The organism is Sphingopyxis sp. MWB1, assembly GCF_000763945.1.
Lineage (GTDB): Bacteria > Pseudomonadota > Alphaproteobacteria > Sphingomonadales > Sphingomonadaceae > Sphingopyxis.
Window position 1 is genome coordinate 134880 of record NZ_JQFJ01000001.1, and the last position, 15690, is coordinate 150569.

13 protein-coding genes are annotated in these 15690 nt (G+C 63.5%); 4 read left to right on the top strand and 9 right to left on the bottom strand.

What is annotated here, in order from left to right:
* The first annotated feature begins 89 nt into the window (after positions 1 to 89).
* Positions 90 to 1391, top strand: coding sequence for an NAD(P)/FAD-dependent oxidoreductase (locus tag JV18_RS0100545; protein ID WP_144243827.1), 1302 nt, complete (start codon positions 90 to 92; stop codon positions 1389 to 1391).
* Between the two features lie 7 nt (positions 1392 to 1398).
* Here JV18_RS0100545 and JV18_RS0100550 read toward each other — a convergent pair whose 3' ends face one another.
* Positions 1399 to 1869: a MarR family winged helix-turn-helix transcriptional regulator gene (locus JV18_RS0100550; RefSeq protein ID WP_033072947.1), complete on the bottom strand. Its 471-nt coding sequence runs from the start codon at positions 1867 to 1869 to the stop codon at positions 1399 to 1401.
* A 77-nt stretch (positions 1870 to 1946) separates the two neighbouring features.
* Here JV18_RS0100550 and JV18_RS0100555 point away from each other — a divergent pair, with 77 nt between their 5' ends.
* On the top strand, positions 1947 to 3734 hold the full coding sequence (locus tag JV18_RS0100555) for a DUF885 domain-containing protein (protein ID WP_160174151.1): 1788 nt from the start codon (positions 1947 to 1949) through the stop codon (positions 3732 to 3734).
* A 44-nt stretch (positions 3735 to 3778) separates the two neighbouring features.
* Here JV18_RS0100555 and JV18_RS0100560 read toward each other — a convergent pair whose 3' ends face one another.
* The 4 genes from JV18_RS0100560 to JV18_RS0100575 form a co-directional block, all read right to left on the bottom strand.
* Positions 3779 to 5218: an indolepyruvate oxidoreductase subunit beta family protein gene (locus tag JV18_RS0100560; protein WP_033072948.1), complete on the bottom strand. Its 1440-nt coding sequence runs from the start codon at positions 5216 to 5218 to the stop codon at positions 3779 to 3781.
* Complete coding sequence (locus tag JV18_RS0100565; protein WP_033072949.1) at positions 5218 to 7341, bottom strand: indolepyruvate ferredoxin oxidoreductase subunit alpha; 2124 nt, start codon at positions 7339 to 7341, stop codon at positions 5218 to 5220. The genes JV18_RS0100560 and JV18_RS0100565 overlap by 1 nt, the downstream gene beginning before the upstream one ends.
* 19 nt (positions 7342 to 7360) lie before the next feature.
* A complete protein-coding gene (locus JV18_RS0100570) occupies positions 7361 to 8143 on the bottom strand; it encodes a cyclase family protein (protein WP_200879055.1) in 783 nt (260 codons plus the stop codon).
* A 207-nt stretch (positions 8144 to 8350) separates the two neighbouring features.
* Positions 8351 to 8857 (bottom strand): MarR family winged helix-turn-helix transcriptional regulator, encoded by a 507-nt coding sequence (locus JV18_RS0100575; RefSeq protein ID WP_033072950.1) that lies wholly within the window; start codon positions 8855 to 8857, stop codon positions 8351 to 8353.
* Between the two features lie 515 nt (positions 8858 to 9372).
* Between JV18_RS0100575 and JV18_RS0100580 the strand changes: the two genes are divergently transcribed.
* Positions 9373 to 10755, top strand: coding sequence for a M24 family metallopeptidase (locus JV18_RS0100580; RefSeq protein WP_235302697.1), 1383 nt, complete (start codon positions 9373 to 9375; stop codon positions 10753 to 10755).
* Positions 10756 to 10778: 23 nt separating this feature from the next.
* Here the strand turns inward: JV18_RS0100580 and mtgA are convergent, their stop codons facing one another.
* The 4 genes from mtgA to JV18_RS0100600 all read right to left on the bottom strand — a co-directional run bounded on the left by mtgA (position 10779) and on the right by JV18_RS0100600 (position 14777).
* Positions 10779 to 11486 (bottom strand): monofunctional biosynthetic peptidoglycan transglycosylase, encoded by a 708-nt coding sequence (gene mtgA, locus JV18_RS0100585; RefSeq protein ID WP_033072951.1) that lies wholly within the window; start codon positions 11484 to 11486, stop codon positions 10779 to 10781.
* A gap of 98 nt (positions 11487 to 11584) precedes the next feature.
* Positions 11585 to 12715 carry a hypothetical protein gene (locus JV18_RS14515; protein WP_144243828.1) on the bottom strand — a complete coding sequence of 377 codons (1131 nt, stop codon included), beginning with the start codon at positions 12713 to 12715 and terminating at the stop codon, positions 11585 to 11587.
* 122 nt (positions 12716 to 12837) lie between these two features.
* Positions 12838 to 13740: an RNA polymerase sigma factor RpoH gene (rpoH, locus tag JV18_RS0100595; protein WP_033072952.1), complete on the bottom strand. Its 903-nt coding sequence runs from the start codon at positions 13738 to 13740 to the stop codon at positions 12838 to 12840.
* Between the two features lie 80 nt (positions 13741 to 13820).
* Positions 13821 to 14777, bottom strand: a complete 957-nt coding sequence (locus JV18_RS0100600; RefSeq protein WP_033072953.1) for an RluA family pseudouridine synthase — start codon at positions 14775 to 14777, stop codon at positions 13821 to 13823.
* Positions 14778 to 14903: 126 nt separating this feature from the next.
* On the opposite strand from JV18_RS0100600, the gene JV18_RS0100605 reads away from it, so the two are divergent.
* Positions 14904 to 15545 (top strand): histidine phosphotransferase family protein, encoded by a 642-nt coding sequence (locus JV18_RS0100605; protein ID WP_033072954.1) that lies wholly within the window; start codon positions 14904 to 14906, stop codon positions 15543 to 15545.
* The last annotated feature ends 145 nt before the right edge of the window (positions 15546 to 15690 follow it).

The following is a 15690-nucleotide window of genomic DNA, read 5'->3' on the forward strand; positions in this document are numbered from 1 at the left end:
TGCAGGAAGTTCGATCATATGATGTTGTCCCGAGCAACGGGCTTCACCGGGATGATGCGCGGCGCCTTTTCGTCGGCACGGGTGCGGTGATGTTGCATTCCTCTTTTGCCGCCGCCGAGGCGCGGCCCGCGATTACCCCGCCGCTGTGGACCGAAACCGCCGCGCCAGCACCGCGCCTTGCCTCGCTGAAAGGCGATGTCGAAACCGATATATTGGTGATCGGCGGCGGCATTGCGGGGCTGACCACGGCGCTGCATCTGGCCGAGGCGGGGGCCGATGTGCTGCTGCTCGAACGCGGTCAGCCCGGCGACGGAGCGACCGGGCAGAGCGGCGGCCTCGTCGCGCCCGATTATATCCGCCATTCGCCGGAAACGATCCGCAGCGTGCTGGGCGGCGAAGCGGGCGAACGGATGACGCGGATGATCGGTCGGTCGGCGCGCCAGACCTTTGACCTGATCGAGCGCCACGCCATCGAATGCGAGGCGCGGCAGGACGGATTTTACACCCCGGCGCATACGGGCGCCCTGGTGGAAGCGCAGCGCGGTATCGCCAATCAATGGCGCGCGCGCGGTTACAAGGTCGGCTTTGTCGAAGGCGCCGATGCGCGCCGTCGCTTTGGTTCCGACCGATATTGCGGCGCGCTTCATTTCGAGGAGGGCGGCAGCCTCAATCCGCTCGGCTATGCGCGCGGCCTTGCGCGCGCGGCGGCGGAAAAGGGTGCGCGCATCTGTGTCGAAACCCCGGTCGATGCCCTGACGCGAACGGGCGGGCGCTGGGTCGCGCGCACCGCGCGCGGCAGTGTCACCGCACGGCGACTGGTGCTGGCGGCCAATGGCGGCAATGCCGCGCTTCACCCGGCACTGCGCCGGACCGCCCTGCCGCTTAATGTGTTCCAGTTCGCCAGCGCGCCGCTACCCGAAGCGGTGCGGCGCGAGATATTGCCGCGCGGCGGCGGCTTTACCGACAAACGCCCCTATCTTTTTACCGCGCGGATCGACCCCGCGGGTCATATGGTGTCGGCCTTTCCCATGTCCTTTCTCGTGCGCGGGGCAGCGCGCTGTCACCGCGAGGCGAAACGGCGGCTCGCGCAGCATTTTGCCAGCTTGAACCAAGCCGAGATTAATTATCTGTGGCACGGCGTCGCCTGGGTAAACACCTCTTTTCTGCCCGAAATTTACGATCTGGGAGAGGATGCGCTGGCGATACAGGCGTGCAATGGAAGGGGTATCGCCACCAACACCGCCATCGGCATCGAAGTCGCGGCGGCGCTGGCCAGCGGTGACGACAAACTATTGTCGGTTCGTCCGCGCGCGCCCGTTCCCATTCGCTTTCATGCGGGCGCGACGCTGCTGCCCCAATGGTTGATGACGCTTGCCTATCTGTCGAACTGAAAGGCGGTCAGGGCACCAGCGGATCGAGATTGTCATAGAGGCGGTGGAGCAGGGCAATCGCCTGTTCAAAATCGCCTTCCGAAAAATCGGCGACAAGATGGTCGTAGACCGGCGCGGCGGCCGTGCGCGCTTCGGCCAGCTTGGCCCGGCCCGCCGGGGCGAGCGTGACGAGCGTGACGCGCGTGTCCGCCCCGCTTTTCGCAACCTCGACCAACCCCGCAGCGGTCATGCGCTGAATGATGCGGGTCATCGTCGACAGATTGATCACCGCGGCATCGGCAATGTCGCGCGCGCCACGCGGCGATTTTTCGCCGAGGATCATCAGCACGCGCCAGGACGGAATATCCAGCCCGATGGCGCGCAGCCGCGCGTCGATGATGATGTTATAGCGGCTGACGAGCCGGTTGAGCAGGTAAAAGGGATAGCGTTCGACGCGAAAGGCGTCCGATCCCGGATTTCCAGACTGAATGGCGTCCATGAACGCCGCTTTAGACCATGCGGCGCGCGTTGCAATGCACGCCGTATCCACAGGGTCCTTGCCGGGGGGAGTTGATCATGCCGCATACAGGAGCTTATCTATCGCGCTGCCTTTGCCTCGCGGCGATCACCGCGCTGGCTCTGCCCGGCGCGCTGCCGATCACGGCGGCAATGGCCGCCCCGGCAAGCGCCGTGGAGCCTCTAAGCCCGGCAGACGGGCTGGCGGCGATCATCGCCGATTATGAGCGTTTTTCCGCTGACTATCCGATGGAAGCGGGCCGCTCCGACCCCGCCTTTGCGCGCGACCGCTGGCCCGATGAAAGCCCGCCCGCCATGGCAAGGCGCCGCGCCGCGCTGGACGCATTTGCCGCGCGGCTCGATGCGCTTGATCCTGCGGGCCTGACGGCGGAGGCGCGGATCAACCGCGATTATCTGCGCGCGCTGATCGGGTGGCGGATCGAGGGGATCGACCTTGACGAGCGCCGCTTTGCCTTTGTCGCGCATGAAGGTTTTTACAACACACCCTATGCCGTGGCGCGGAGCCTGAGGATCGAGAGCGCGAGCGAGGCGCGCGCCTGGGTCGAGCGCATGGGCGGCATCACGGCCTATTTCGCGCAGCAGCGCGCCAATCTGGAACGCGGCATCGCCACCGGCTGGACGCACCCCGATGTCGTGATCGACGTCGCCGTCGCGGTGCTCGACAAGCAGATCGCCCGCGCCCCCGCGGACGATCCGATGGTCGAACCGCTCGCCCCCTATCCCGCAGAGGCCGCCCGGGCCGCCGCGCTGATCGAGCGCGAGATCCGGCCCGTGCAGCGCGCCCTGCGCGCCTATATCGACGGGTCTTATCGCGCCCATGCGCGCGACGCGCTGGGCATAGCGGCGGTTCCCGGCGGACGCGCCTATTATGATTTTCTGCTGCGCTATTACACCACCACCGACTTGTCGGCGGAGGAAATCCACCGCATGGGCCTGTCCGAAGTTGCGCGCATCCGCGCCGAGATGGACAAGGTGATCGCCTCCACCGGATTTGACGGCAGTTTTGCCGACTGGCTCCATTTTCTGCGGAGCGATCCGCGCTTTTACGCGACAAGCCGCGAAGGACTGATCGAAAAATATGCCGCCGCGACAAAGCGCATCGACGGTGTGTTGCCCCGCTATTTTTCGGTGCTGCCGCGCCAGCCCTTCACCATCATTCCCGTCCCGCGCGAGCTGGAGGAAGGCTATACGACGGCACGCGGCGGCGGGGGCGGCGATTTCGCCAAGGGCTTTGCCGGAACCTTCGTCGTCAACACCTCGCATCTCGACCAGCGGCCGCTGTATGAAGTGCCCGCGCTCAGCCTGCATGAAGCCGCGCCGGGGCATCATACCCATGCGGCGCTCAATCGCGAGAATGGGCAGCTTCCCTCCTTCCGCCGCGCAGGCGACCTGCTCGCCTTTCGCGAAGGCTGGGCGCTTTATGCCGAACGGCTGGGGCATGAAATGGGCGTGTACCGCGATGCCTTTGAAAAATTCGGCAGTCTTTCGACCGAAATGTGGCGCGCCTGCCGCATGGTGGTCGATACCGGTATTCATGTCATGGGGTGGAGCTATGACCGGGCGCGGCGCTGTTTTTCCGACAATACGGCGCTTGCCGACGTCAATATCGACACCGAACTCGCCCGCTATATCGGCGCGCCGGGCGGGGCGGTCGCCTATAAGGTCGGCGAGCTCAAAATCGTCGAAATGCGCCGGCGGGCCGAAGCCGCGCTGGGCGATGGCTTTGACATCCGCGCCTTTCACGACCTGATATTGGCGCAGGGCCAATTGCCGATGACCTTGCTGGAACAGAAAATCGACCGCTGGATCGCCGCCGGCGGACGATAGGGGCGACATCGAGCCACCCTGCGGCCGGACCCACCTACGAGGGATCAGGACGCGAGCGCCAGCTCCAGCGTCTTGCCATCCTCATCTTCCAGCGCGGTTTCGCGCAGGCGGCGCAAGGTGGCGGCGTCACCGCCCCCGGTGCGATAGCGTTCGACGATGCGGCTATAGTTGCGCAGGCCGCGCTCGAATGTGTCGCCATATCCCTTGATAAGCCGCTGGCATTTAACCAGTTCCAGCGCGGTGTCGGCGGGTGCCGAACGGATGAGCGACAGCCAGTCCTCAATGCGTTGCTGCTCCAGGCTGTAACGCAGCGTCCCGCGGCGCCAGCGCCGCCATCCGGCGAGGAGCGACAGGGTCAGATACCAGCGCAGGCTGGTCGTTTCGACATGGCGTCCCTTGGCAAAAAGCGGCTTCAGGCGGCGCGCCAATGACTTGCTCGCCAGAATGCGGCGGCCCAGCGCGGCGGGCAGCGTTTCGCAAATCTCCTCGAGCCGGGGGTGCATATATTCGGTGAGCTGGACGATCTGGTCCTCGCGCGCCTTCACCTCGTCGCGCACCCGGGCAAAGCGGCTGGCGCGCAGTTTCAGCGCCGCGACGCGGATCGTATCCTCATAGCTCATCCACAGCGCAAGGTGGCGCGCCGCTTCGGTCATCAAGGTCGCATCGCCCTTCAGCGTGTCGAGCCGGTCAAGATAGAGGGCGGCATAATCGGCGTCCTGATAGTCGATCAGGCGGCGCACGCCTTCGATGGCAAAGCGATGCGCCGGGGCAGGAAGCGTCGCCTCGATCCGGGCGAGCAAGGCGCGTCCCGCCGCGGTGGTGGGGGCAGGGACCGGCGACGGCGTTTCTGATGCCGCGGGTTCGGGCGTCCCGGTGGCGGCGTCGAAGCCCGAGGTAAAGCCGCGCAAATTGGCGTCCACCGCCTTGCCCCCGCCCCGGATCGCCGCTTCAAAGGCTTCGCGGGGGAAGGGGAGCGCGCCGCTTCCCGCCAGCGCGCCAAAGAGAATCGAGCTGATGACGCTTCCCGCGCGTTCGGCGGCAGCTTCCATGTCAAAGGCGATGAAGCGGCGCGCGCGTTCGGCGGCGGCGCTCAGGATGCGCTCGCCGCTCGCGCGCCCGTCGCCCATCGCCGATTTTTCGTCAATCGCATAGACGCGGTGGGTCGATCCGATCAGCAGACTGTCCTTCGACACAAAACCGCGCAGGATCGCGCGGCCCGCTTCCATCAATTCGGATGCCAGCACCACGTCGACATTGCCGGGAACGGGCATGAGCGCGAGCACCGGCGGCTTTGCGGCGCCTTTCGGAAACAGCTCGACATAATAGACGGTGGCGCCGGTGCGCTGGGCGACGCCGGGGACCGAGGTGGCTTGCGCAATATAGCCATTGGCGGCGCCAAGCTGGACGATCCAGTCGGCGAGCACACCGCCGCCCTGACCGCCGAGGCCCAGGATGGCGATGCTGATGCGTTCTGTTCCGTTCATCAATAACCTCGTGCGGCAAGCTTGCGGTCGGCGCGGCGCTGCAGCGCGCCGATCACCCAGGATCGCAACCGGTGGCGCAGCCGGTCGCGGGAGTCGGGGTTGCTGATGACCCGCGCCTTGTAGAAGGACGGGCAGAGGATCGCCGCATGGCTGACCTCTCCGCACACGCCGCAGCCGACGCAGCTGTTCTCGACATGGGCGACCGGGTCCTGACGCAAGGGATCGGGATTGTCGCGGATCGTCAGCGAAGGACAGCCGGACAGGCGGATACAGCTATGATCGCCGGTGCAGGTGTCGGGATCGACGCCAAAGCGTTCGCGCACCACGCGCTTGCCGGCCTTCATCGCCCTGGCAATCTGCGGCTTGATCCGCCGTTGCCGGTTGAGCTGGCATTCGGACTGGGCGACGATCACCTTTGGCCCTTTTTCCGGCGCGGTCAGCGCCTCGCGAATGGCATCGCGCATTCCGGCCACATCATAGGTGCGCGTCATCGTGCGCGCCCAGCCGATGCCGATGCCGCGCACGGCGCGTTCGATCGGATTATTCGTCTTGCGATGCGGGGGGCGGGCGCGCGAGGAGGGGATATCCTGTCCCCCGGTCGCGGCCGAATAGCCATTGTCGACGATAATCGTCAGATTATCATCCTTGTTGAACACCGCATTGCCGATGCCCGACGTCAGCCCATTGTGCCAGAAACCGCCGTCGCCCATGATCGCGACCGCGCGTTTTCCTTCGGGCTTGAATGCCGAAGCGCCCGCGGTGCCCAGCCCATAGCCCATCGTCGTATTGCCGATGTGAAAGGGCGGCAGGATGGAGAAGAGATGACAGCCAATATCGGCGGAGACATGAAGCTCACCGACTTCGCGCTGCACCAGCTTCATCGCCGAAAAAATGGGGCGTTCGGGGCAGCCGGTGCAAAAGCCCGCCGGACGCTGGGGAATGGCGGCGGGGGAGATGGCGGGCAGGGCGGGCGCCTCTTCGGCGGGTGCGCGGTCCGGCGCATGAGCGCGCAGGAATTTGGCGACACCATCCTTGATCACCCCCGCGGTATATTCGCCCGCGCGCGGCAGCACATCCTTGCCGATGATGCGCGTATCAAGGTCGGCGCGGCGGATGAGCGTGTTGAGCTCATGCTCGATAAATTCGGGCTGGCCTTCCTCAACCACCAGAACCGCGCGCTTGCCCGCACAGAAATCGCGCACCTCGTCGGGGATCAGCGGATAGGTGACGTTCATGACATAGATGGGCAGCGCGGCATCGCCGAAAGCGTCGGAAAGGCCAAGGAGTTCGAGCGCCCGGTTGAGCGAATTGAACAGCCCGCCCTGAACGATGATGCCAATCTCGTCCTGCTCGGTGCCGAAATATTCGTTGAGCCGCTGCTCGCGAACAAAGTCGATCCCCGCCGGCCAGCGCTTTTCGATCTTTTCGACTTCGTGCAGGAAATTGGCGGGGGGCAGGACGATGCGGCTGGTGTCGCGCGTTGGGCTGGCGGCGGCCTGGGCCACTGTCATCGGCGGGCGGCGATTGTCGCGCGCGGTGAAGCTGCCCGTTACATGGCAGGCGCGCACGCGCAGTTCGAGCATGACGGGGGTGTTCGATGCCTCCGACAGTTCAAAACCTTTTTCGACCATGTCGACGATCAGCGGCAGGCTGGGGCGCGGGTCGAGCAGCCACATTTGCGATTTCATGGCAAAGGCATGGGTGCGCTCCTGCATGATCGAGGAGCCTTCGCCATAATCCTCGCCCAATATGATCAGCGCGCCGCCCGTCACACCACCCGACGCGACGTTCGACAGCGCGTCAGAGGCGACATTGGTGCCGACCACCGACTTCCACGCGACCGCGCCGCGCAGCGGATAGTTGACCGACGCCGCCAGCATCGCCGCCGCCGTCGCTTCGCTCGCCGAGCTTTCGAAATGAACGCCAAGTTCGGCCATCATCTCGCTCGCATCGGAAAAGACATCCATCAGATGGCTGATCGGTGAGCCTTGATAACCGCCGACATAGGCAACCCCCGACTGAAGCAGCGCCTTGGTCACGGCGAGAATGCCCTCGCCGTGAAAAAGCTCGCCTTCGCCGGCTTTCAACCGCTCGACTTCGGCCTTGAACGAACGTTCCGCCATGATCCGTCTTGACCCGCGCTCAGTCGGCGACGAGCGCGAGCACGCGCAGCGGGCTTCCCGATCCGCCCTTAATTTTCAGCGGGGTGGCAATGATTATGCTGCCGGTGGGCGGAAGCTGGTCCAGATTTTCGAGGCATTGCAGCCCATAGCGTCCGGCCCCATGGAAAAGGGCGTGGGCCGGGAAAGCAGGCTCGAGCAGATGCGCCTGGCCCGCATCGGTGCCGATGGTCTCCACCCCCAGGCCGTGTGCCTCGCGCTCGTTGACCAGAAAGGCGACGGCTTCCGCTGACGGCCCCGGCGTATGGGCACCATCTTCGCGGCGATTGGTGTAGGCGTCCCCTTCACGCTTCGACCAGTCGGTACGCAGCATCACCCAGGCACGCGGCGGAATGCGCCCATGGTCTTCTTCCCACGCCTCGATATCGGCAACGGTCAGCAGATAGTCAGGGTCCGCCGCCGATTTTTCCGAAATGTCGATCACCACCGCAGGCGCGATAAAATCGGCCGGGGGCACCGTATCGACCGAATTATTGGGCCGGTCCTTGCCGGTGATCCAGTGGACGGGCGCATCGAAATGGGTGCCCGTATGTTCGCTGACGGTGAAATTATTCCAGTACCAGGCGACGCCGCGCTCGTCATAGCGCGAGATTTCTTCCTGGCTGAAACCCGCGCACTGGTTGAATTCGGGCGGCAGAACGAGAGTCGGTGTGTCGCTCGACAAGGTTTGCGTAAGGTCGATCGTGCGAATGGCACCCGATGCCACACCGGCGGCAAATTGCTGTAAAATTGCAGTCGTCATCATTCCTCTCCCTTGATCCATGGAGAGGCTGCCGCAAAAAACTTGCATATGCAACTAAATTCGCGGGTGGACTGAGAGCAACACCTCGCAGTGATCGCTGGACCCCTCCACGGCACTGCATTTCATCTGGCCTTTCCCATTCCATCCGGCGGGCACGCCGCCCGGAAAGGCGAGGCTCCTTGCCGAGATGGACGGGTTAGGCGCGCCGGGCTATTCGATGGGCAATTTGCTGAGATTAGCGCTGATTTTCTGCAGGGTACGGAGCAGATGCGCGATGTCGCGATTGCTGATGCCGTCCATGGCGCGCGAGAATTGCCGGCCGACAATAGGCGTGAGCTTGCGAAGCGTCTGCTGGCCCGCAGGTGTCAGCGTAACCTCGGTAACCCGATTATCTTCCGCATTGGGCTCCGTCGTCACCAGTCCCTGTTCGAGCATACGGTCGATAATCCGGCTGATAGTCGATCTTTTGGTCAAGGCGGCCTCGGCAATCGTGCCGATGCTTGCCGGCTGGCGTTCCCGCAATACCGTCATGACGCGATAGATAGGTTTTGATACGCCATGCTTATGGAGAACCTTGTCCATATCTTCATGATATTTGAAATCAGCATGTGCCATTTGATAAAAGGGTGAATCTTCGAGACGAAAACTCGGGCTGCTCGGATCATAATCGCCGCGACTTTCCATCTGTTCCTCCGCTTTTTTCGATGATTTCTTCATTGGCCCTATGCTCATGTTTTCCTCAATTATATCATTCAGGCAAGCCGCGCGTGAGAGGGCGGGGCTGATTTGCCCCCGAACTAGCCGAAAACACATGTATTTGCACTTAGTTATCGCCGATTCCTCCCTGCTTGGCACAAATTTCTGAGGAGCAATCGCCCTCGGCAGGCTTCGCCCCGCTGTTAAGGAGCGTCCTTGCGCGGACCGGTAGCGGGAATGGCTTCGCCGTAGGGCTCTGCCGCGGTTCCTTTCATGAACGGATGAGGCGGGGGAGCGGTGGCCCCGGATCACGTCCGGGGCGAGGATGGCCCTGCGACGATAGCGGAGGCAGCCAACTGCACGAATAAGAGAGCGGATCGGCTCATGCCGCGGACTGCCGAGCGCTGCCAGCGGGCGGGCGAGGAGGCTGAAAAATTCCTGCAAAGGCGCCGAAACGAGGCGGCCATATCATCCTGACTAGTATTTGACGTAAATCATATGAATATGGTCATTAAAGATTCGGTCAGCAAAGATTGATGAAGGGAGCAAAGGCGATGGGGGAAGTGGGCGTTGCGATGAACCGGAAATATGCGATTCGGCGCCGCTGGATCATGGGCGCGCTGGGGCTGGCGATGGCCGCCGCGGGCTTCGTCGCGAGCCAGGCGAAAGCGGGCGAAGCGCGGCAGCGGTGGGAGCAGCTTTGCCAGATAAGGCAGGACAAGCTCGACCTGATCCTGCCCGATGCGATGCGGGAAAATGAGATCGACATGTGGATCGTCGCGGGACGCGAGGGGCATGACGACCCCAATGCCGCGATGCTGGGCGGCGGATATATTGGCGATGTCGGCTTTTATATTTTTCACGATTCGGGCGCCGGCCGCATCGAGCGCATCGCGCTGGGTATTGGCGGCGCGGCCTTTCACCAATGTCCGCTTTATGATGTGACCGGCAGGGCGGAGCAATTGCGGGCTCTGGTGGAGGCGCGGAATCCGCGCCATATTGCGGTCAATATCGCGCAGCATATCGGCACGGCCGACGGGCTGAGCCATGGCCAATATGAGGCGCTGCGTGAGGCGCTTGGTCCCGACCTGTCGGCGCGGCTGGTGCCTGCGGAGAAGCTGGTTTCCGATTTTCGCTCGCGCCATAGCGCGACCGAAATTGCTGCCTTTGCCAAGGCGGGCGAATATGCGCGCCGGATCGCCGAGCGCGCGCTTTCGAGCGAGGTCATCGAGCCTGGCCGCACCACCATCGGCGAGGTTGCGTGGTGGATGATGGAAGAGCTGCACCGCGAGGGGCTGGGCAACAGCTTTGGCCTTCCCAGCGTCTATATATTGGGGCCGGGCGAGAGGGGGCCGGTATCGGGCGATCATATCATTCAACGCGGCGATCTGATCACGCTCGATTGGGGCGTCAGCTATCTTCTGTCCTATACCGATATGAAGCGCATGGCCTATGTTCTGAAGCCGGGGGAGAATGCGCCTCCGCCGGGAGTTCAGCGGGCCTTTGATCAGGCGCGTGCGATCCGGGAGATGATCCGCGCGGTGATCCGGCCGGGGGTGCGGGCGGGGGATGCGCTTGCCGAGGTGAACGCGCGTGTTGCCGCCACACCGGGATTGGTGCTTGGCCGCTATGACGACCCTAGCGCGGACCCGCGCGTTTCGGACGTGGTGATCGGCAGCCACTCGGTTGGCGATTGGGGGCATGGATCGGGTCCCTCAATGGCCGATTTCAACCCGCTGCGCATGAGCTATGTCTTGCAGTCGACCAATTTCCTGTCAGTCGAACTGTTCCTCTATACGCCGGTTGCGGAATGGGGCGGGCGGAAAATCAAGATTCCGCTGGAAGATAATGGCGTGGTGACGCCGCGCGGGCTGGAATGGGTCTATCCCGCGAACAACCGGATATTGCTGGTGAAATAGGGGCGGGAGCGGCGCCTTTCGGGTCAGGAATAGATACAGGCGTCGAGCCCGTCGCGGCGGACGATGCCGATCCGCGCCTGAATGCTGTTCCCGTAACGGCGGGTAAAGCCCGAGGGGCTGACCGCTGCGCGCTTTTTGGGAAGCGGAAGGACGGCGGCGATCCGGGCTGCTTCGGCGGGAGAGAGGCGGTCCGCGCCATGGTTGAAATAGCGCTGCGCCCCGGCTTCGACGCCATAGGTGCCGATGCCGGTTTCGGCGATATTGAGATAGACCTCCATGATGCGGCGCTTGCCCCATAATTTTTCGATGAGGAAGGTGAACCAGAGTTCGGGGACTTTCCGGACGTAGCGCGTCCAGCCGCTTCCTTGCCAGAGAAAGGCGTTTTTCGCCGTCTGCTGGCTGATCGTCGATCCGCCGCGCAGCCGTTTGCCCTTTACATTGCGTTCGATCGCCTGCTCGATCGCCTCGCGGTCAAAGCCCGCATGGGTGCAGAATTTGCTGTCTTCGGCGGCGATCGCCGCGCGCACCATATTGCGGTCGATATGCGAAAGGCTGGTCCAATCCTTTGTGAAACCATGGGGATCGGCGAGCATGGTGACGGTTACCGGCGGCGGGACGACGCGGTAGAGAAGCACCCACGCCGCGGAGAGCGCCATGATCCAGAGCAGCCATTTGACCGGGCGCAGAAACCAGGGAAGGCGGCGGCGCCGTTTTTGGGATGGTGAAGCCATGGCTATGCCATAGCCGCTTGCCGACGCGCGGCAAGCGGCTGATTGGCGAAAAAAGCGCCGGACCCGGACAAAAGCCGGAGCGCCGCGCGCGTGGCGGCTTAGTTGCCGGGCTTTTTCCCGCTCCTGGCCGTGCTGGTTGTGCGCGCCGTAGCGGGCTTGGACGCTGGCTTTTTAGGCGCGCTTTTGCTTGCCGCCGTTTTTGTGGCAGCGGCCTTGGCCGGGCTTGCCTTGGTCGGCGCAGCCTTGGCGGCAGCCGGTTTGGCGGTCGCCGCTTTGGCTGTCGCAGCCTTGGCCGCCGGCTTTTTGCTGGCCGCTGGCTTGGCGGCGGCGCTGCTCGTGCGGGCGGGGCCTGTAGCGGCCGTCTTGGCCTTGACAGGCGCGCTTGCTGCCGCCTTGGCACCGGCCGTTTTGGGCGCCGCGGCTTTGGGCGCGGTTACCTTGCTGGCTGCCCCCTTGGCGGGGGTCGCCGCCTTGGCCGTTTTGGCCGCGCCGCCGACCGCCTTGCTCGCGGTCGATTTGGTCGCACTGGCCTTTTTGGCGGCGGCAGGCGCGGCAGCTTTTGAAGTGGTCTTGGCCGTCTTGGCGACATCGTCGCTGGCGGATTCGACCGCATCGCTCACCTTGGCGCTGACATCCTTGGCGGCATCGCTTGCCTTGGCGGCGGCATCCTTGGCCGCGTCGGCTGCGTCGGACGCGAGCGAGCGCATCTTGGCCTCCGCCTCGTCATCCTTGCCGCTCATCACCAGCCACGCCATGGCGCCCGATGCAAGCAGCGCCAGCAGCGTGAGCCAATAGCCCATATGCCACTCGACATTAATCATGGTGAGTGCCGCGCGGTCCATTCCGCCCGTTCCCCCGCTTTTGGCGGCTTCGGCCAGAATGGCGTCCTTGCTGTAGCGCATGGTGCCCATGAAAATGAGGATCAGCGCCGCGGCGGATGTGCCGAGCACATATTTGGCACTCTCTCGCCCACGCGTGAAGAGGAAGAACAACCCTCCGGCGATAGCCAGCAGGGCAAGGACAAGCAGAATGTTGAGACCGGCGCCGTCGCCCGCCCCGCTGGCGCGGCCCATGGTCGATATATTGCCAAAAGCGAGGCCGAAGCCGGTCGCTTCGGCGACCTTTTGTTGAGAACAGCTGACCGTCATCCAGGGCAGCAGAAAAGCGAGTAACGCAATTGCCTTGGGTATTCGTATCCACTTCCACATGGCGAGTTCCCCCTCGATCAATTTCGACGAGAGGCTAACCGATCATGCTTCTGTGTCAATCGCGTAGCGTTAACCCTGGTTTCGGAACCGTTGGCAGCGCCGCGAAGCCATGCTCAACCGAGAAAGCAGCCGGCCGCGGCGCGTCAACCGGCCAAAAGGCGGCGTTCGCCTGCCAGATTCAGCATGGCCTTTTGCAGCTTTTCGAACGCGCGCACTTCGATCTGGCGCACACGCTCGCGGCTGACGTCGTAAACCTGGCTAAGATCCTCCAGCGTCTTAGGGTCATCGGTCAGCCGACGTTCGGTGAGGATGTGCCGTTCGCGCTCGTTAAGTGTTTCCAGCGCCTCGGTCAGCAATTCGTGCCGAACCTGGCGCTCCTGCGCTTCGGCGACGCGCTCGTCCTGCAGGGGACCGTCATCGTCGAGCAGATCCTGCCACTGGCTGTCGCCATCCTCGCCCATGGGGACGTTGAGCGACGTATCGCCGCCCATCGCCATGCGGCGATTCATGCTGATCACCTCATCTTCGGTGACGCCCAAATCCTTGGCGATTTTGGCGACATTTTCGGGGCTGAGGTCGCCATCCTCAAAGGCTTCAAGATTATTCTTCATCCGACGAAGGTTGAAGAAGAGCTTTTTCTGCGCCGCAGTGGTGCCCATTTTGACAAGGCTCCACGAACGCAGGATAAATTCCTGGATCGAGGCACGAATCCACCACATCGCATAGGTGGCGAGGCGGAAGCCGCGTTCGGGGTCGAATTTCTTGACCCCCTGCATCAGGCCGATATTGCCCTCTGAAATCAGCTCGCTGACCGGCAGGCCATAGCCGCGATAGCCCATGGCGATTTTGGCGACGAGACGCAGGTGCGAAGTGACGAGCTGCGCCGCTGCTTCACTGTCGCCATGTTCCTGAAAACGTTTGGCGAGCATATATTCCTGCTCGGGCGTGAGCAGAGGGAATTTCCGAATTTCGGCCAGATAGCGGTTCAGGCTGGCTTCGCCGCCAAGCGCGGGCACTACGGCCGGAACATTGCTTTTATTAGCCATTGGAGAGCGTCTTCCCTATAAGTTGAAGATCATTTTGCCGAGGTTGCGTCCGTCGGTCAAAATAGATTTTCATTCAAAATTTAAATGCGCAGTTCATTGATCAGTTCCCGCATGTCGGCGGGCAATTCACTGTCGAGCGCGATCTTTTTACCGTTCACTGGATGAATAAAAGCCAAATGGGCGGCGTGCAATGCCTGGCGCGCAAATCCTCGCGCTTTCAGCACGTCCGACAGCGGTTTGCGGGCGCGGCCATAGACGGGATCGCCCAGCAGCGGATGACCGATATGCGCCATATGGACGCGCACCTGATGCGTCCGCCCCGTTTCGAGCCGGCATTCGACGACGCTGGCGAAGGACAAGGGTTCGAGTGTGCGATAATGGGTGATGGCATGTTTGCCGCGTCCGGGGGCAACGACCGCCATTTTCTTGCGATTGGTGGACGAGCGGCCCAGCGCGGCGTCGACCGTGCCGCTTGCGGGCATCGGACGGCCGGTGGCGATGGCGATATAGCGGCGGTCGATGCTGTGCGCGGCAAATTGCCTGGCGAGCCCTTCATGCGCCTTGTCGTGTTTGGCGGCGACGATCAGCCCGCTTGTGTCCTTGTCGATGCGGTGGACGATGCCGGGACGCGCCACGCCGCCAATTCCCGAAAGCTGACCCCGGCAATGATGAAGCAGGGCGTTGACCATCGTGCCGTCGAGATTGCCCGCGGCCGGATGGACCACCATGCCCGCAGGCTTGTCGACGACGATCAGATGCTCATCCTCATAGGCGATGACGAGATCGAGATCCTGCGCGATATTATGCGCGGGCGCCGGGGCGGGGAGGCGGAGGGAGAGGGTGGCGGGCGCGGTGGCCTTGATCGCCGGGTCCCAGAGAATAGCGCCGCTGTCGTCGGTGACGCGGCCGCCCTTGATCAGATTTTTGAGCCTTTCACGCGAAAGATCGGGCAGGGCGTCGGCCAGCGCGCGGTCGAGCCGCAGTCCGGCGGCGCTGCCGTCCAGCGCGATGGTCAAAATCTGGTCGTCCCCCTGCATCGTGGGAAATGTGGGCGACGACGCGCGCATTTCAAGGGCATCGCCGCTTGCACTTCGGGGGATGCCTGCCCTAGTAGCGCTTCTGCGCCGGACCTTTTCCGATCATAGCGCTGGGGACCTTCATTCATGACTGACGATCGCGTCGATTTTGCCTCCATGATGGCTTCGCGCCTCTGCCACGATTTGCTGAGCCCCGTGGGCGCCTTTGCCAATGGGTTGGAACTGCTGGCCGACGAACAGGACCCGGAGATGCGTGCCCGCTGCGTCGAATTGCTGGAACAAAGCGCACGGACATCGGCAGCGAAGCTGAAGTTTTTTCGCCTCGCGTTCGGATCGGCCGGCGGTTTTGGCGAAGCGGTGCCGCCGACGGAGGCCAAGGCGGCGATTGAGGGGATTATGGCCGACCGGCCGATCACGCTCAACTGGATGCTCGGCGATGAGGCGCTGCCCAAGCCGGCGGTGAAGATCATCCTCAACCTCGCGCTGATCCTGGTCGATGCGCTGGTGCGGGGCGGGCGGCTCGATGTGGGGTGCGAGCGGCAGGCGGACGGGGCGATTGAAATCGCGCTTCATGCCGAGGCCGAACGCATTTTGGTCGATGCCAATGTCGAGCGCATATTGGCGGAAGGCGAAGGGGCGGCCGACATGACGTCGCGCACCGCAACCGCCGTGCTGGTCCAGGCGGTCGCCAGGCAAAATCGCGGCACGGTGATGCTGGCGCGCGAAACCCCGACCTCCCTGCTGGTGGGAGCGGTGCTGCGCCCCTGATCGCAGGAGCTTTTTGAGGACCCGGACCGGAGATTGGCTTCGCCGGGCTCGCAATGACGTGCGTCGGGGATGAGTTTTTGGGCGAAAGTTGACGAAAGTGTCACGCAGCATAGGGCAAGCGTGCGGATGGGCGCCCCATTTCACG

Excerpts from the sequence above, each read along its gene's own strand:
- JV18_RS0100545 (WP_144243827.1), top strand. The coding sequence starts at position 90 with ATGTTGCATTCCTCTTTTGCCGCCGCCGAGGCGCGGCCCGCGATTACC.
- JV18_RS0100550 (WP_033072947.1), bottom strand. The coding sequence starts at position 1,869 with ATGGACGCCATTCAGTCTGGAAATCCGGGATCGGACGCCTTTCGCGTC.
- JV18_RS0100555 (WP_160174151.1), top strand. The coding sequence starts at position 1,947 with ATGCCGCATACAGGAGCTTATCTATCGCGCTGCCTTTGCCTCGCGGCG.
- JV18_RS0100560 (WP_033072948.1), bottom strand. The coding sequence starts at position 5,218 with ATGAACGGAACAGAACGCATCAGCATCGCCATCCTGGGCCTCGGCGGT.
- JV18_RS0100565 (WP_033072949.1), bottom strand. The coding sequence starts at position 7,341 with ATGGCGGAACGTTCGTTCAAGGCCGAAGTCGAGCGGTTGAAAGCCGGC.
- JV18_RS0100570 (WP_200879055.1), bottom strand. The coding sequence starts at position 8,143 with ATGATGACGACTGCAATTTTACAGCAATTTGCCGCCGGTGTGGCATCG.
- JV18_RS0100575 (WP_033072950.1), bottom strand. The coding sequence starts at position 8,857 with ATGAAGAAATCATCGAAAAAAGCGGAGGAACAGATGGAAAGTCGCGGC.
- JV18_RS0100580 (WP_235302697.1), top strand. The coding sequence starts at position 9,373 with ATGAAGGGAGCAAAGGCGATGGGGGAAGTGGGCGTTGCGATGAACCGG.
- mtgA (WP_033072951.1), bottom strand. The coding sequence starts at position 11,486 with ATGGCTTCACCATCCCAAAAACGGCGCCGCCGCCTTCCCTGGTTTCTG.
- rpoH (WP_033072952.1), bottom strand. The coding sequence starts at position 13,740 with ATGGCTAATAAAAGCAATGTTCCGGCCGTAGTGCCCGCGCTTGGCGGC.
- JV18_RS0100600 (WP_033072953.1), bottom strand. The coding sequence starts at position 14,777 with ATGCAGGGGGACGACCAGATTTTGACCATCGCGCTGGACGGCAGCGCC.
- JV18_RS0100605 (WP_033072954.1), top strand. The coding sequence starts at position 14,904 with ATGACTGACGATCGCGTCGATTTTGCCTCCATGATGGCTTCGCGCCTC.